Origin of the sequence: Ramlibacter tataouinensis (genome assembly GCF_001580455.1) — a bacterium.
Taxonomy (GTDB): Bacteria; Pseudomonadota; Gammaproteobacteria; order Burkholderiales; family Burkholderiaceae_C; genus Ramlibacter; species Ramlibacter tataouinensis_B.
On record NZ_CP010951.1, the window covers coordinates 4424119 to 4438335 of the forward strand.

A 14217-nucleotide genomic window follows, 5' to 3' on the forward strand; every position below is an offset into this window, starting at 1 on the left:
CGCAGACGATGTTGTACCTTTCCACGCGCGGCGATCCGGGGCGCAAGCGCTTCTGCGAGATCCTCCTCGAAGGCCTGGCGCCCGACGGCGGCCTTTACCTGCCCGAGCGCTATCCCAGGGTCGACGCCGCCACCTTGTCGAAGTGGCGCGGCCTGCCGTACCACGAGCTCGCGTTCGAGATCCTGTCGCTCTACATCGACGACATCCCGGCCGCCGACCTGAAGGCGATCTGCGCGAAGACCTACACGGCGGATGTGTTCGGCACGCGCGAGATCGTGCCGCTCAGGAAGCTGGAAGACGGCCTGGTCCTCGAAGCCCTGTCCAACGGCCCGACGCTGGCCTTCAAGGACATGGCGATGCAGCTGCTGGGCAACCTGTTCGAGTACGAGCTGGGCCGCCGCGGCGAGGAGCTGAACATCCTGGGCGCGACGTCCGGCGACACCGGCAGCGCCGCCGAGTACGCCATGCGCGGCAAGAAGGGCGTGCGGGTCTTCATGACCTCGCCCGACGGCCGCATGAGTCCGTTCCAGCAGGCGCAGATGTTCAGCCTGCAGGACCCCAACATCCACAACCTCGCGATCGCGGGCGTGTTCGACGACTGCCAGGACATCGTCAAGGCGGTCTCCAACGACCTGGAGTTCAAGCGCAAGTACCGGATCGGCACCGTCAATTCGATCAACTGGGCGCGCCTGGTGGCCCAGGTGGTGTACTACTTCGCCGGCTACTTCCAGGCGACCGCCTCGAACGACCAGCGCGTCAGCTTCACGGTGCCCTCGGGCAATTTCGGCAACATCTGCGCCGGGCACGTGGCCCGCATGATGGGCCTGCCGATCGAGCGCCTGGTGCTGGCGACGAACGAGAACGACGTGCTGGACGAGTTCTTCCGCACCGGGGTGTACCGGGTGCGCGGCAGCGCCGACACGCACGAGACCTCCAGTCCGTCGATGGACATCAGCAAGGCGAGCAATTTCGAGCGCTTCGTGTTCGACCTGCTCGGGCGCGATGCGGCCCGCCTGAAGGCGCTGTTCGGCGAGCAGCTGGCCGCCAGCGGGCGCTTCGACCTCGGCGCCGATCCGGCCTTCGCCGCCGCCGGCGCGAAGTTCGGCTTCGCCTCCGGCAAGAGCACGCATGCCGATCGCGTCGCCACCATCCGCGACACCTGGCAGCGCTTCGACGTCATGATCGACACCCACACCGCGGACGGCCTGAAGGTGGCGCGCCGTTTCGTGCAGCCGGGCGTTCCGATGATCGTGCTCGAGACGGCCTTGCCCATCAAGTTCGCGGCCACCATCGTCGAGGCGCTCGGCCGCGAGCCGCAACGGCCCGCGAAGTTCGAAGGCCTGGAAAAGCTGCCGCGGCGCGTCACCGTGCTGCCGGCCGACGCCGGGGCGGTCAAGGACTTCATCGCCGCGCACTGCCGATGAAGGTCGTCGCTTTCGCCGGATTCTCCGGGTCGGGCAAGACGACGCTGGTCGAGCGCCTCATTCCGGCCCTCAAGCTTCGCGGCCGCCGCGTGTCGGTGGTCAAGCACGCGCACCACAAGTTCGACATCGACCATCCGGGCAAGGACACCTGGCGCCACCGCGAGGCCGGCGCTTTCGAGGTGGTCGCCGCCTCGGACCGGCGCCTGGCGCTGGTGCGCGAGTTCGAGCGGCCCGCGCGGCTGACCGTGCATCACCTGATTGCCGAGCTTTACGATGGCGTCGACTGGGTCCTCGTCGAAGGCTTCAAGGAAAGCAACCTGCTCAAGATCGAGGTCTGGCGGGCATCGTCCCGCCAGACCGCGCTCTACCCGGACGACGATTTCATCGTGGCCATCGCCACCGACTCGCCGGCCGAACTGCCCGAGACGACCCTGCGCCCCGTGCTGGACCTCAACGATCCCGATGCCGTCGCGCAGTGGCTGGAAGACAATGGCGACAGGTTCGACTACGACGCAAGGAAGTACGAATGAAGCCGGGGTTGCTGCCGCTGGACGACGCGCTGGCCCAGTTGCTCTCGCACGCGGCCCCGTTGGCGGGGGCAGCCCGGGTCTCCACCTTCGAGGCCGACGGGCGCGTGCTGGCGCAGGACCTGGTGTCGCAGTTGCAGGTGCCGCCGCAGGATAACAGTTCCATGGACGGCTATGCGGTCCGCGTGGCTGAGCTGGCCGAGGGCGCGGTGCTCCCGGTGAGCCAGCGCATCCCCGCCGGCTCGCAGCCCCAGCCGCTGGCGGCCGGCAGCGCGGCGCGGATATTCACCGGCGCGCCGATTCCCCAGGGCGCCGACGCAGTCGTGATGCAGGAGGACACCGAGCCCGTGGACGACGGCCGGGTGCGCTTCTCGCGGGTGCCCGAACCGGGCCAATGGATCCGCCGCAGCGGCGAGGACGTGCGGCGCGGGGCGGTGGTGCTCGCCCGCGGCGAGCGGCTCACGCCGGCGAGTCTGGGGCTGGCGGCCAGCATCGGGATCGATGCCCTCGAAGTCGCCCGGCGTCCGCGCGTGGCCCTGTTCTCGACCGGCGACGAACTGGTCATGCCGGGCGAGGTGCCCCCGGCGCAGATGAAGCCCGGCGCGATCTACAACAGCAACCGCTTCTTCCTGCGCGCGCTGCTGCTGCGCCTGGGCTGCGAAGTGAAGGACCTGGGGATCGTGCCGGACCGGCGCGAGGCGACGGTGCAGGCCCTGCGCGAGGCCGCGGCCGGCTGCGACCTGATCCTCACAAGCGGCGGCGTGTCGGTCGGCGAGGAAGACCACATCAAACCGGCGGTGCAGGCCCTGGGCTCGCTCGACCTGTGGCAGATCGCCATGAAGCCGGGCAAGCCCTTTGCGTACGGCCGCATTGCCGACGCCCATTTCATCGGCCTGCCGGGCAATCCGGTGTCCAGCTTCATCACCTTCGTGCTGCTGGTGCGCCCCTTCCTGCTCAAGCTGCAGGGCGCCACCCGGCTGGCGCCCCGGGCCATGGAGCTGCCGGCGCACTTCGAGTTGCCGCGGCCCGACCGGCGCCGCGAATTCCTGCGCGCGCGCCGCGACGCCGAAGGCGGGCTGGACCTGTTCCCCAATCAGAGCTCGGGCGTGCTGACCTCTACCGTGTGGGGCGACGGCGTGATCGACAACCCGCCCGGCCGCCCGATCGCGCGCGGCGACCGGGTCGCCTTCATCCCCTTGGCGGAGCTGTTGGCATGAAGGTCACGGTCAAATACTTCGCCTCGATCCGAGAGGCGATCGGGCCGGGCAGCGAAGCGGTCGAGACGGCCGCCCGCAGCTGCGGCGAACTGCGCGACGAGTTGCTGGCGCGCGGCGGCGCCTACGCCCAGGTGCTGGCCCGTGGCAAGGCCGTGCGCATCGCCAAGGACCAGGTGATGAGCGATGAGTCCGCCACCCTGGTCGAAGGCTGCGAGGTGGCTTTTTTCCCGCCGGTCACCGGCGGTTGAATCCGCCGGAGAATGAAACATGCGTTTCTCCGTTTCCATCCAGACCGCCGATTTCGATCTCTCCGGTGAAACCGAGGCGCTGCGCCGTGAAGACACGCGGGTGGGTGCGGTCTGCAGCTTCGTCGGCACCGTGCGCGGCAGCGCCGACGGCGTGCGCTCCATGGAGCTGGAGCACTACCCGGGCATGACAGAGAAGGCCATCGAAGCCATGATCGACGAGGCGCGTCGACGCTTCGACATCTATGCGGCCCGTGTGATCCATCGCGTCGGCCTGCTGCGGCCGGGCGAGCAGATCGTGCTGGTGGCGGTGACCTCGGCGCACCGCGGCCAGAGTTTCCAGGCCTGCGAATTCCTGATGGACTACCTCAAGACGCAGGCGCCGTTCTGGAAAAAGGAAGAAACACCCGAAGGCGCGCGTTGGGTGGACGCCCGTGCCAGCGATGACGCGGCACTGGCTCGCTGGGGCATCGCCGGCGGCAACGCCTAGTTCGCACTGGCCTTGCGTCAGTTCAGGTAGCGGGGCTTGCCCGTGGCCGGGTCCTGGCCTTCGGCGAGCGGGGCGTCGCCGGGGGCAGCGACGGCCAGGGGTTCCGACCACTTGGAGCGCTGGAGTGCCTGCTCGATCAGGTGCACCAGGCCTTGCATCAGCTTCAGGTCCATCTGGATGCGGAAACTGCGCTGCTCCGGCGTCTGCCGGCGCTCGAAGAAATGAAGCTGCAGACCGCCGCCGGCTTGCGGCGTGACGTCGAGATCGGTGACCAGCAGCGGCTCCGGACCCAAGGGCAGGGTGGCTGGCTTGTCCTCGTAGGGTGTCGCGAAATCCGCTTCGCGCATGAACTGGTCCTTGCGGAAGTCGACCAGCATCTTCTTCAGGCCCTCATCCGCCGATTGCAGCGCCACGCCACCTGTTTCCTGCTGGATCAGCTGCCGGGCGGCTTGCTGGTTCAGCAGCGGCCACAGGTCCACCATGAGCCGGCGCGTCAACCACAGCCGCATCTCCTCGGAGGCGTCCGTATTGACCTTCAGCAGGAGGCGATCCTGCTCGGAAACATAGTTGACCGACAGCTGGCGAATTTTCATCGGGATTCGATTCTAGATAGGGTCGGGGGTACGCTCCTGCATGGCCTCCGCATGGCCTCTTGAAAAGTAAGTGGAAAGCCTAAGCTGGGAGGGAATTGGAGATTCCCCATGCGATTGGACAAACTGACGACCAAGTTCCAGGAAGCCCTCGCCGAGGCCCAGACCCTGGCCATCGGCAATGACCACGCCTACATCGAGCCGGCCCACCTGCTGGTGGCCATGCTGCGGCAGGAAGATGGGCCGCGCGCCTTGCTGCAGCGTGCCGGCGTCAACGTGCCCGGCCTGCTGGCCATGGCCGAGGCGGCGATGCACAAACTGCCGCAGGTCGAGGGCCAGGAGCAGGTCCAGATCGGGCGCGACCTCGTGACGCTGCTGCAGGCGGCCGAGAAGGAGGCGATCAAGCGCGGCGACCAGTACATCGCCAGCGAGCTCTTCCTTCTGGCGGTGGCCGACACCAAGCAGGATATCGGTGGCCTCGGCCGCGAGAACGGCCTCACGCGCCGGTCGCTGGAGTCGGCGATCGACGCCGTGCGCGGCGGCCAGACGGTGAACGACCCGCAGGCCGAAGGGCAGCGCGAAGCGCTCAAGAAGTACTGCCTGGACCTCACCGAACGGGCCCGCCGGGGCAAGCTCGACCCGGTGATCGGCCGCGACGAGGAAATCCGCCGCGCGATCCAGGTGCTGCAGCGCCGCACCAAGAACAACCCGGTGCTGATCGGCGAGCCGGGGGTCGGCAAGACCGCCATCGTCGAAGGCCTGGCGCAGCGCATCATCGCCGGCGAAGTGCCCGAGTCGCTCAAGAACAAGCGGGTGCTGTCGCTGGACATGGCGGCGCTGCTGGCCGGCGCCAAGTACCGCGGCGAGTTCGAGGAGCGCCTCAAGACCGTGCTCAATGAGCTGGCCAAGGACGAGGGCCAGACCATCGTCTTCATCGACGAGCTGCACACCATGGTGGGCGCCGGCAAGGCCGAGGGCGCGATCGATGCGGGCAACATGCTCAAGCCTGCGTTGGCCCGCGGCGAGCTGCATTGCGTGGGCGCCACCACCCTGGACGAATACCGCAAGTACATCGAGAAGGACGCCGCCCTGGAGCGGCGCTTCCAGAAGATCCTGGTCGAAGAGCCGAGCGTGGAGGCCACCATCGCCATCCTGCGCGGCCTGCAGGAGAAGTACGAGGTGCACCACGGCGTCGAGATCACCGACCCGGCCATCGTGGCCGCGGCCGAGCTCTCGCACCGCTACATCACCGACCGTTTCCTGCCCGACAAGGCGATCGACCTGATCGACGAGGCCGCCTCCAAGATCAAGATCGAAATTGACTCCAAACCCGAGGCGATCGACCGGCTGGACCGGCGCCTGATCCAGTTGCAGATCGAGCGCGAGGCGGTCAAGAAGGAAAAGGACGAGGCCTCGCGCAAGCGCTTCGCGTTGATCGAGGAGGAGATCGCCAGGCTGCAGAAGGAGATCGCCGACCTCGAGGAGATCTGGAAGTCGGAGAAGGCGACCGCGCAGGGATCGGCGCAGGTCAAGGAAGAAATCGACCGCCTGCGCACGCAGATCGAGGAGTTCACCCGCAAGGGCGACTTCAACAAGGTGGCCGAGCTGCAGTACGGCAAGCTGCCGGAGCTGGAGAAGAGGCTCAAGGAGGCGCAGGCCAAGGAAAGCGACAAGGCCAAGGCCGGCAAGCCGCAGCTGCTGCGCACCCAGGTCGGCGCCGAGGAAATCGCCGAGGTCGTGGCGCGCGCAACCGGGATCCCGGTGTCCAAGTTGATGCAGGGCGAGCGGGAAAAGCTGCTGCTCATGGAAGACCGCCTGCACCAGCGCGTGGTGGGCCAGGACGAAGCGATCAGCGCGGTGGCCAACGCGATCCGCCGCTCGCGCTCGGGCCTGTCCGACCCCAACCGGCCGACCGGCTCCTTCCTGTTCCTCGGCCCCACCGGCGTGGGCAAGACCGAGCTGTGCAAGGCGCTGGCGAACTTCCTGTTCGATAGCGAGGAGCACCTGATCCGCGTCGACATGAGCGAGTTCATGGAGAAGCACTCGGTCGCCCGCCTGATCGGCGCGCCGCCCGGCTACGTGGGCTACGAGGAGGGCGGCTACCTGACCGAGGCCGTGCGCCGCAAGCCTTACAGCGTGATCCTGCTTGATGAGGTCGAGAAGGCGCACCACGACGTGTTCAATGTGCTGCTGCAGGTGCTGGACGACGGGCGCCTGACAGACGGGCAGGGCCGCACGGTGGACTTCAAGAACACCGTCATCGTGATGACCAGCAACATTGGCTCGCATCGCATCCAGGCCATGGCCGGCCAGCCCTATGAAGACGTCAAGGAGGCGGTCTGGGAAGAGCTCAAGAGCCATTTCCGCCCCGAGTTCCTCAACCGAATCGACGAAACGGTGGTCTTCCACGGCCTCGACGCCAAGCACATCGAGCGGATCGCGCAGATCCAGCTCCACGTGCTGGAGCAAAGGCTGGCGAAGATGGATCTCGCGCTGCAGGTCTCGCCCGCGGCGTTGGAGGAACTCGCCAAGGTCGGTTTTGACCCGGTGTTCGGCGCGCGGCCGCTCAAGCGCGCGATCCAGCAGCGCATCGAGAATCCGCTGTCCAAGCTGATCCTCGAAGGGCGCTTCCCGCCCAAGAGCGCGATCCGGGTGGAAGTCGATCCGGTGCGCGAGCCGGGCGTGTTCCACTTCGGCGGCGCGCAGGAGGCGGCCGAACCGGCCACGCTCTGACCCGGCCGCTGCTCATTGCCAGCTAACAGCCGGAGTGCATACTCCGGCTGGTTCACTTCCGGTCCTGCCGAAGTTCAATGCATCAGTTCCTGAATCTGCTCCTTCGCGCCTGCCTGCTCGCCGCGGGCCTGGTATTCGGCGCGGCGCTGGCCGTCGCCTTCGCCACGTTGCTGACGCTGTCACTGTTGCGCGCGGGATGGGTGCGCTTGACGGGCCGGCCTGCGGCTCCCTTGGTCATGCGCATGCGTCCCGGCGCGCCGTTCGCGGACATGTTCCGGCGCGCGCCGCAAGCTGGGCCCGCGCCGCATCCCCATCCGTTCCGGCCGGGCTCAGGCCGCGCCGACGTGACAGACGTCGAAGCGCGGGAACTGCGGTAAACGCTGCGTCGACTCGCGGGATCGGGACCACGCGCGCCGTCGCGGCGTCCAGAACGTGGATGCGGCCCGCCCGTGGCTACCTGATAAAGATCGAACCTGTTCCGAACGTGCTTGCAGGGACAACAGTCTGCACCGGCTGGGTTGCGGAGGCTGGCTGGTCTCTCAGGCCAAAGCAGCGTCCAGCTGAGTAGATCGATTGGGGCACCATTTCCGTGATGGGGCCGCTGGTGTCGGCGATGTACACGTAGTGCCGATTGTCAGAAGAGTCCCATACCGGGAAACCGACTTGCGCTACGCCCGCGCCTTCCAGGCGAGGCGCAAGGTTCGGGGTGCCCGTGCAATCGCTGGACGAATACCACAGGTTGCCGCCGACGAAGCCTTTCAGGCTATAGCCCCAACCGGCCCGCCTGAATCCGCTGTTCACATCGTTGGGGTCATTCAGTTCGAAGTCCTCGGCCAGCAACAGGAGCAATGGGCGGTTGTTGTAGCTTGTCAGAGCGCCGATGGTGCCCACAACCCGCCCGACGGTTTTCCCGGCCGCATCGACGAACAGGGGCATCGCAACACCACCGCCACCTCCGCCGCCACCATTGGGTCCTCCAGGTTTGGTTGCGCTGGCAAGTTGACTCGAGGTCGTGCGGTTGGCTCCCGATACCACCTGCTTCGATGGTTGAGCAGCTTGTGCCGAGCATGCGACCGCCACGCTCGACAAACCCGCAAAGGCAATCAGACGGTTCATGACAATGACTTTTCGTCGTTACTGGAACTGAGCTTCTAGCACCCCCGTTGAGTGAATGCCTCAGCAAAAAGTAAAACTCAGGCGCTGCGGGCAACGGCCTGACAAATAGCCAAAGGTCAATCCGCCGCTCGCCCAGGCCACTCGCGGTCGGCTTCCGTCCTCTACGCAGGCGAACTGAAGTCAGCGGGGCGCTTGATGGCCCCTTTCATGCACCCGGCGTAACTGCCCCGGGCGGCAGCCGCGGGAACGACCGAAACAAAAAAAAGCCCGGCCGGAGCCGGGCTTCTTCGGGAGCTGTGGTCGGCCTGGTTCAATTGGGCGACTTGACGATGCGCAGGTAAGGCTTCGGCGCCTTCCAGCCGTCGGGGAACAGCTTCTTGGCGTCGTCGTCGGAGACCGAGCCGGCGATGATCACGTCCTCGCCCTTCTTCCAGTTCACTGGCGTGGCGACCTTGTACTTGGCGGTCATCTGCATCGAGTCGACCACGCGCAGGATCTCGTCGAAGTTGCGGCCCGTGGTCATGGGGTAGGTCAGCATGAGCTTGATCTTCTTGTCGGGACCGACCACGAACACCGAGCGCACGGTCTGGTTGAGGGCGGGAGTGCGCGAGTCGGAGGCCACTTCCTCGGCCGGCAGCATGTTGTAGAGCTTCGAGACGTTCAGGTCCGCGTCGCCGATGATGGGGTAGTTCACCTTGGAGCCCTGGGTTTCCTCGATGTCGCCGAGCCAGCGCGAGTGGCTGTCGACCGGATCCGCCGACAGTCCGATGAGCTTGGTGTTGCGCTTGGTGAACTCGGGCTCGATGCGCGCCATGTAGCCGAGCTCGGTGGTGCACACCGGCGTGAAGTCCTTCGGATGCGAGAACAGGATGGCCCACTGGTCGCCGATCCACTCATGGAAGTCGATGGGGCCCTGCGTGGTGTTGGCCTTGAAGTTCGGTGCGGTGTCGTTGATGCGAAGTGACATGGTGTGAGCCTCCTGGTGCGGGACTAGGGAACAATAGGACGAACCCCCGCCGGGGTCAACAACAGCGGTGCCTTGGCATCGCGTCCTGCTGGGGTATGAACTTATACCTGCATTTGCATTTGGCCCCGGCGCCCCCGGTCGGGCACATTTGGCAATGCCCAATGAAGCGATCGCCTTTTGGATATGCTGGAGGGCTCCCAAGGAGCCTGCCCAACCATGTTCAACGCCCTCGTCCTGGAGAAGGATCCCGAGTTCAGCGCCACGGTGCGCGAAGTCGACGACAGCTTCCTGCCGGAAGGTGACGTCACCCTGGACGTCGAGTACTCGACATTGAATTTCAAGGATGGGCTGGCGATCACCAACCGCTCGCCCGTCGTACGCAGTTGGCCCATGATCGCCGGCATCGACGGCACGGGGACCGTGGCAGCCAGCAGTTCCGCCCGCTGGAAGCCGGGCGATGCCGTGATCCTCGACGGTTTCGGTGTCGGCGAATCACACAAGGGCTGCCTGGCCCAGAGGGCGCGCCTCAAAGGCGATTGGCTGGTGCGCCGGCCGGACCGCTTCAGCGCCAGGCAGGCCATGGCGATCGGCACCGCCGGCTACACGGCCATGTTGTGTGTGCTGGCGCTGGAGCGGCACGGCCTTGCGCCCGGCGATGGCGAAGTGCTGGTGACCGGCGCCACCGGCGGCGTGGGCTCGGTCGCCATCGCGCTGCTGGCGAAGCTTGGTCACTCGGTGGTGGCGGCCACGGGAAAGGCCTCGGAAGAGGGCTACCTGAAGTCGCTGGGGGCTGCCCGCGTGATCGACCGGAGCGAGCTCACCAGCCCCGGCAAGCCCTTGCAGAAGGAACGCTGGGGCGGCGTGGTGGATGCGGTGGGCAGCCACACCCTGGCCAATGCCTGCGCCCAGACGCGCTATCGCGGCGCGGTGGCGGCCTGCGGGCTGGCGCAGGGCATGGATTTTCCGGCGAGCGTCGCGCCATTCATCCTGCGTGGCGTCTCGTTGCTGGGGGTGGACAGCGTGATGGCGCCCATGGCCCTGCGCGAGCAGGCCTGGTCGCGGCTGGCGAGTGACCTCGATAGGGCGAAGCTGGACGCAATCACCACCGAGGTGCCGCTGTCGGGTGCCGTCGAGGCCGCGGGCCGGCTGATGGCCGGGCAGGTGAAGGGGCGCATCGTCGTGCGGACCGGCCATTGAACGCGGCAGGCGCCGGCGCCGTCGGTTTGTCCGGCAAGTAGCTCAGCCCTTGCCATCCATGTGGACGGCGTACAGCTTCTGCATGCCGCCCAGCCACCGGTCGTAGTCCTGGGCCTTCTTGAGGAAGTACTGCGCCACCTCCGGGTGGGGCAGCACCAGGAACCGCTCGTCGCGCATGGCCGCCAGCACGTCGCCGGCCACTTGCTCGGCGGTCAGCACGCCGTTCACGCCCGCCGATCCGGTGCCGCCCTGCGTCATGCCGGTCAGCACCGACTGCGGGCACAGGCAGGACACGTGCAGCCCGCGGCGGCCATAGGCGATGCGAAGCCATTCCGCGAACGCCACGGCGGCGTGCTTGGTGACGCCGTAAGGCGCCGATTCGACGATGTTCAGCAGGCCTGCCGCCGAGGCCGTGACCACGAAATAGCCTTCGCCGCGCGCCACCATGCCGGGCACCACGGCGCGCGCCGCCCACACGTGGGCCATGCCGTGCACCTGCCACATCTTTTCCCAGAGGGCGTCTTCGAGCTCGATGCCGCCCAGGCGGCCCAGGATGCCGGCGTTCGACATGAAGACGTCCACCTGGCCGAAGCGCTCGTTGGCGGCGGCGACCAGCGACTGGATGTCGGCTTCGCGGCTCACGTCGCAGCGCACGGCGAGGGCGCCGATATCCCGCGCCACGGCCTGCGCACCGGCCAGGTCCAGGTCGGCCACGACCACCCCGCGCGCGCCGTCCTGGGCAAATCGCCTGGCCAGCGCTGCGCCGATGCCGCTGGCGCCGCCGGTCACGATCGCGACCTTGCCTTGAATCTCCATGAGCTGTCTCCGATTGATCGTCGATGAATCCTGCCAGTATGGGCGCGAACGCCACCCGCGCGAAGCCACGCAGGCGACAGCCCGCGAAGGCCAGGGCGGGTTCAGCTCAGTTGCTGACCAGCTTGAGCGGCCGCGATGCGGGCGCGGGGGATGCGGCGGCTGCGGTCGATACCGCGTGCGCCGGGGTGGAGGCGCCGGGCACGTAGTTCTTGTAGGCCACCACACCGACCGCCGCGGTGCAGAACGCGACCGTGGCGAGCAGCAGGTACCACGGCCACGCCGCGCCGGGGTCGTCCAGTCGCTCCAGCAGATGCTGGCGCGCGAGGCGCCGCTGGGATTGCGCTTGCGCGATGACCTGGTCATAGCGCGCGCGCTGCTGCGGGTCGGACAGCACCGCATAGGCTTCGTTCAAGGCGGCCATCACCCGCTGCGCGTCGGCATTGCCCGGCATCTTGTCGGGGTGGTAGCGCTGCGCCAGCCGCCGGTAAGCGGCGCGCACGCCCTCCGGACGAGCACGGCGGCTCACCTGCAGGATGTCGTAATAGGTCGCGGTTTCGGCGCTCATCGGTTGGCTGTGCAGCGCACGCGCGTGGTCCACGCGCGCCACTTGCTACGGAAAGTATAGCGAGCCGCCTCCGGGATCCGGCCATCTGTCGCTGTCGCGGTGTGGCGCGCCGCCGACAGGCCAGTCCGCAGTGGACGGGGCTACAGCGCGCGCTCGAGCCGGTCGAGGAAGGCTGCTTGCGCCGCGTGAATGCGCTGGCGGGCCTCGTCCAGCCCGAACCAGGCGAGGCGGTCGATCTCCGGAAAACTCTGCATGCGGCCGGAGCGCGGCGGCCATTCGATCTCGAAGGTGTTGCAGCGCATGGCGCCGGGATCGCAGTCCCCGGCGAATGCCCAAGCGCTCACGCGCTTGCCGCTCTTTTGCGCCACCTCGCCGAGAGGCATGAAGGGTGGTGAGGCGTCGAAGCCGGTCTCCTCGCCCCACTCGCGCAGCGCCGCGGCCAGCGGCTCCTCCGGGGCGACGTATTCGCCCTTGGGGATGGTCCAGGCGCCGGCATCCTTGCCGCGCCAATAGGGGCCGCCGGGATGGGCGAGCAGCACCTGCAGGCAGCCATGAGGCGCGCGGCGATACATCAGCAGCCCGGCGCTTTTGCTCATGCCTTGCAGCTTACCTTCAACGTGCGGAGGGTGGGGCGCCCGTCCGCTGCGTCGGCTGCGGGCTGGACGGACGCCCCTTCGGCGCCCCGGCTGGCGCTATCCTTGGGGCTGGAAACCCCCAACCCATGTACGCCTCCTACTTCGGGCTGAAACACGAGCCCTTCTCGATCGCGCCCGATCCGCGCTACCTCTTCATGAGCGAGCGGCACCGGGAGGCGCTGGCGCACCTGCTGTATGGCCTCGGCGGGGGCGGCGGCTTCGTGCTGCTCACCGGCGAGATCGGCACCGGCAAGACCACGTTATGCCGGCTGTTTCTTGCGCAGATCCCGTCGCACTGCAATGTCGCCTACATCTTCAATCCCAAGCTCACGGCGACGGAGCTGCTGGATTCGGTGTGCGAGGAGTTCCGCATCGAACGGCCAGCCCCCGGTGCCACGGTCAAGTGCTACGTCGACCGGCTCAACCAGTTCCTGCTCCAGTCGCATGCGGCGGGCCGCAACAACGTCCTCATCATCGACGAGGCGCAGAACCTCTCGGCCGAAGTGCTGGAGCAACTGCGGCTGCTGACCAACCTGGAGACCAGCGAGCGCAAGCTGCTGCAAATCATCCTGATCGGGCAACCGGAGCTGCGTGAGATGGTGGAGCGGCCGGAAATGGAGCAGCTGGCGCAGCGCGTGATCGCGCGCTACCACCTCGAGGCGCTGTCCGCGCCGGAGACGGGCCAGTACATCCGGCACCGGCTGGATGTCGCGGGACTGGAGCGGCCCTTGCCCTTCGAAGCGCGGTCCATCCGGCGCATCCATCAGCTCAGCGAGGGCGTGCCGCGCCGCATCAACCTGCTGTGCGACCGCGCCTTGCTGGGCGCCTTCGCGACTTCGCGCGCCACCATCGACCGCAGCACCGTGGACAAGGCCGCCCACGAGGTGTTCGGCGCTCGCAAGCCGGCGCCCGCGACGGCGCGCCATGCGGCCGCGATCCTGGGACTGGGCCTGGCCATCGGCGCCGGCCTGTATGCCGCCGCGAGCCGCGCGCTGCTCGAGGAGCCCGGGTCCATCGTCGACGCGCAGGCGCTCGCACCGGTACCGTCCGCCGCCCCCGCCAGCGCCGCGGCAGCGCCGGTCGCCGTGCCGGTGCAGCCGGTCGCCTTGCAGCCGGCGCGTCTGCTGTCCGACCCCGCCGATGCCTGGCGCGAGCTGGCGCAGATGTGGAAGGCTGAACCGGGCGCGGGGGAGCCGTGCCAGGCTTTGGCCAGGCAGCAGCTGCAATGTTTCAACCGCAACCTCACCCTGGGCCTGATCCGCGAGTTGGGGCGTCCCGGGATCATCACGTTGGATGCGCAGCACGGCGCGCCGCGCTACGCCTTGCTGACCGGCTTGACGCGCGACACCGCCACGCTGCGCGCCGACGGCACCGAACAGACCGTGACGCTCGCAGCGCTGGCCGATCGCTGGCAGGGAGAGTTCGCCACGCTCTGGCGCACGCCGCCAGGCTATGGCGAGCGATCCGGCGCGCGCGGTGAACTGGTGGACTGGATCGCGCAGCGGCTGGCCACGGCCAACGGCCGGCCTGCGCCGCAGGCGCCCAGCACGCTGGACGCGTCCCTGCGGGCCCAGTTGCGCGCCTTCCAGGTGGCGCAAGGCCTGCAGGCCGACGGGCAGCCCGGTCCCATGACCTTCATGCAACTCAATCGCGCGGGCGGTGCCGACGAGCCGCGCCTGCAAACGGGGCACTGAC

General features: G+C 67.8%; 15 protein-coding genes. 9 read left to right on the forward strand and 6 right to left on the reverse strand.

Annotated features, from left to right (window positions below; all coding sequences use genetic code 11):
* The first annotated feature begins 8 nt into the window (after nt 1-8).
* Genes thrC through UC35_RS20585 form a run of 5 tightly spaced genes read left to right on the forward strand, consistent with a single transcriptional unit; the run spans nt 9 to nt 3903 of the window.
* On the forward strand, nt 9-1424 hold the full coding sequence (thrC, locus tag UC35_RS20565; RefSeq protein ID WP_061503014.1) for a threonine synthase: 1416 nt from the start codon (nt 9-11) through the stop codon (nt 1422-1424).
* A complete protein-coding gene (mobB, locus tag UC35_RS20570) occupies nt 1421-1954 on the forward strand; it encodes a molybdopterin-guanine dinucleotide biosynthesis protein B (RefSeq protein ID WP_061503016.1) in 534 nt (177 codons plus the stop codon). The genes thrC and mobB overlap by 4 nt, the downstream gene beginning before the upstream one ends.
* Entirely contained in the window at nt 1951-3168 is a 1218-nt protein-coding gene (gene glp / locus UC35_RS20575) for a gephyrin-like molybdotransferase Glp (protein ID WP_061503018.1), read from the forward strand. The genes mobB and glp overlap by 4 nt, the downstream gene beginning before the upstream one ends.
* Entirely contained in the window at nt 3165-3416 is a 252-nt protein-coding gene (locus UC35_RS20580) for a MoaD/ThiS family protein (protein WP_061503020.1), read from the forward strand. Before glp ends, UC35_RS20580 begins: the two co-directional genes overlap by 4 nt.
* Nucleotides 3417-3435: 19 nt before the next feature.
* The gene (locus UC35_RS20585) at nt 3436-3903 is read left to right on the forward strand and encodes a molybdenum cofactor biosynthesis protein MoaE (RefSeq protein WP_061503022.1); all 468 of its coding nucleotides are present in this window, start codon (nt 3436-3438) and stop codon (nt 3901-3903) included.
* Between the two features lie 17 nt (nt 3904-3920).
* Here the strand turns inward: UC35_RS20585 and UC35_RS20590 are convergent, their stop codons facing one another.
* Entirely contained in the window at nt 3921-4496 is a 576-nt protein-coding gene (locus UC35_RS20590; protein ID WP_061503024.1) for a hypothetical protein, read from the reverse strand.
* 108 nt (nt 4497-4604) lie between these two features.
* Here UC35_RS20590 and clpB point away from each other — a divergent pair, with 108 nt between their 5' ends.
* Nucleotides 4605-7226 (forward strand): ATP-dependent chaperone ClpB, encoded by a 2622-nt coding sequence (clpB, locus tag UC35_RS20595; RefSeq protein WP_061503026.1) that lies wholly within the window; start codon nt 4605-4607, stop codon nt 7224-7226.
* 77 nt (nt 7227-7303) lie between these two features.
* Nucleotides 7304-7603, forward strand: coding sequence for a hypothetical protein (locus UC35_RS20600; RefSeq protein WP_061503028.1), 300 nt, complete (start codon nt 7304-7306; stop codon nt 7601-7603).
* A gap of 76 nt (nt 7604-7679) precedes the next feature.
* On the opposite strand, the gene UC35_RS20605 is transcribed toward UC35_RS20600, so the two are convergent.
* Both UC35_RS20605 and UC35_RS20610 read right to left on the reverse strand, forming a co-directional pair.
* Nucleotides 7680-8342 carry a hypothetical protein gene (locus UC35_RS20605; RefSeq protein ID WP_145979563.1) on the reverse strand — a complete coding sequence of 221 codons (663 nt, stop codon included), beginning with the start codon at nt 8340-8342 and terminating at the stop codon, nt 7680-7682.
* A gap of 310 nt (nt 8343-8652) precedes the next feature.
* Nucleotides 8653-9309 carry a peroxiredoxin gene (locus UC35_RS20610; protein WP_061503032.1) on the reverse strand — a complete coding sequence of 219 codons (657 nt, stop codon included), beginning with the start codon at nt 9307-9309 and terminating at the stop codon, nt 8653-8655.
* 216 nt (nt 9310-9525) lie between these two features.
* Here UC35_RS20610 and UC35_RS20615 point away from each other — a divergent pair, with 216 nt between their 5' ends.
* Nucleotides 9526-10506 (forward strand): MDR family oxidoreductase, encoded by a 981-nt coding sequence (locus UC35_RS20615; protein WP_061503974.1) that lies wholly within the window; start codon nt 9526-9528, stop codon nt 10504-10506.
* Between the two features lie 42 nt (nt 10507-10548).
* Here UC35_RS20615 and UC35_RS20620 read toward each other — a convergent pair whose 3' ends face one another.
* The 3 genes from UC35_RS20620 to UC35_RS20630 all read right to left on the reverse strand — a co-directional run bounded on the left by UC35_RS20620 (nt 10549) and on the right by UC35_RS20630 (nt 12483).
* Entirely contained in the window at nt 10549-11322 is a 774-nt protein-coding gene (locus tag UC35_RS20620) for an SDR family oxidoreductase (RefSeq protein WP_061503034.1), read from the reverse strand.
* Nucleotides 11323-11428: 106 nt separating this feature from the next.
* The gene (locus UC35_RS20625) at nt 11429-11887 is read right to left on the reverse strand and encodes a DnaJ domain-containing protein (protein WP_145979564.1); all 459 of its coding nucleotides are present in this window, start codon (nt 11885-11887) and stop codon (nt 11429-11431) included.
* Nucleotides 11888-12027: 140 nt separating this feature from the next.
* Nucleotides 12028-12483: an NUDIX domain-containing protein gene (locus tag UC35_RS20630; protein WP_061503038.1), complete on the reverse strand. Its 456-nt coding sequence runs from the start codon at nt 12481-12483 to the stop codon at nt 12028-12030.
* 125 nt (nt 12484-12608) lie between these two features.
* Between UC35_RS20630 and UC35_RS20635 the strand changes: the two genes are divergently transcribed.
* Nucleotides 12609-14216, forward strand: coding sequence for an ExeA family protein (locus UC35_RS20635; protein ID WP_061503039.1), 1608 nt, complete (start codon nt 12609-12611; stop codon nt 14214-14216).
* Nucleotide 14217 lies beyond the last annotated feature (1 nt).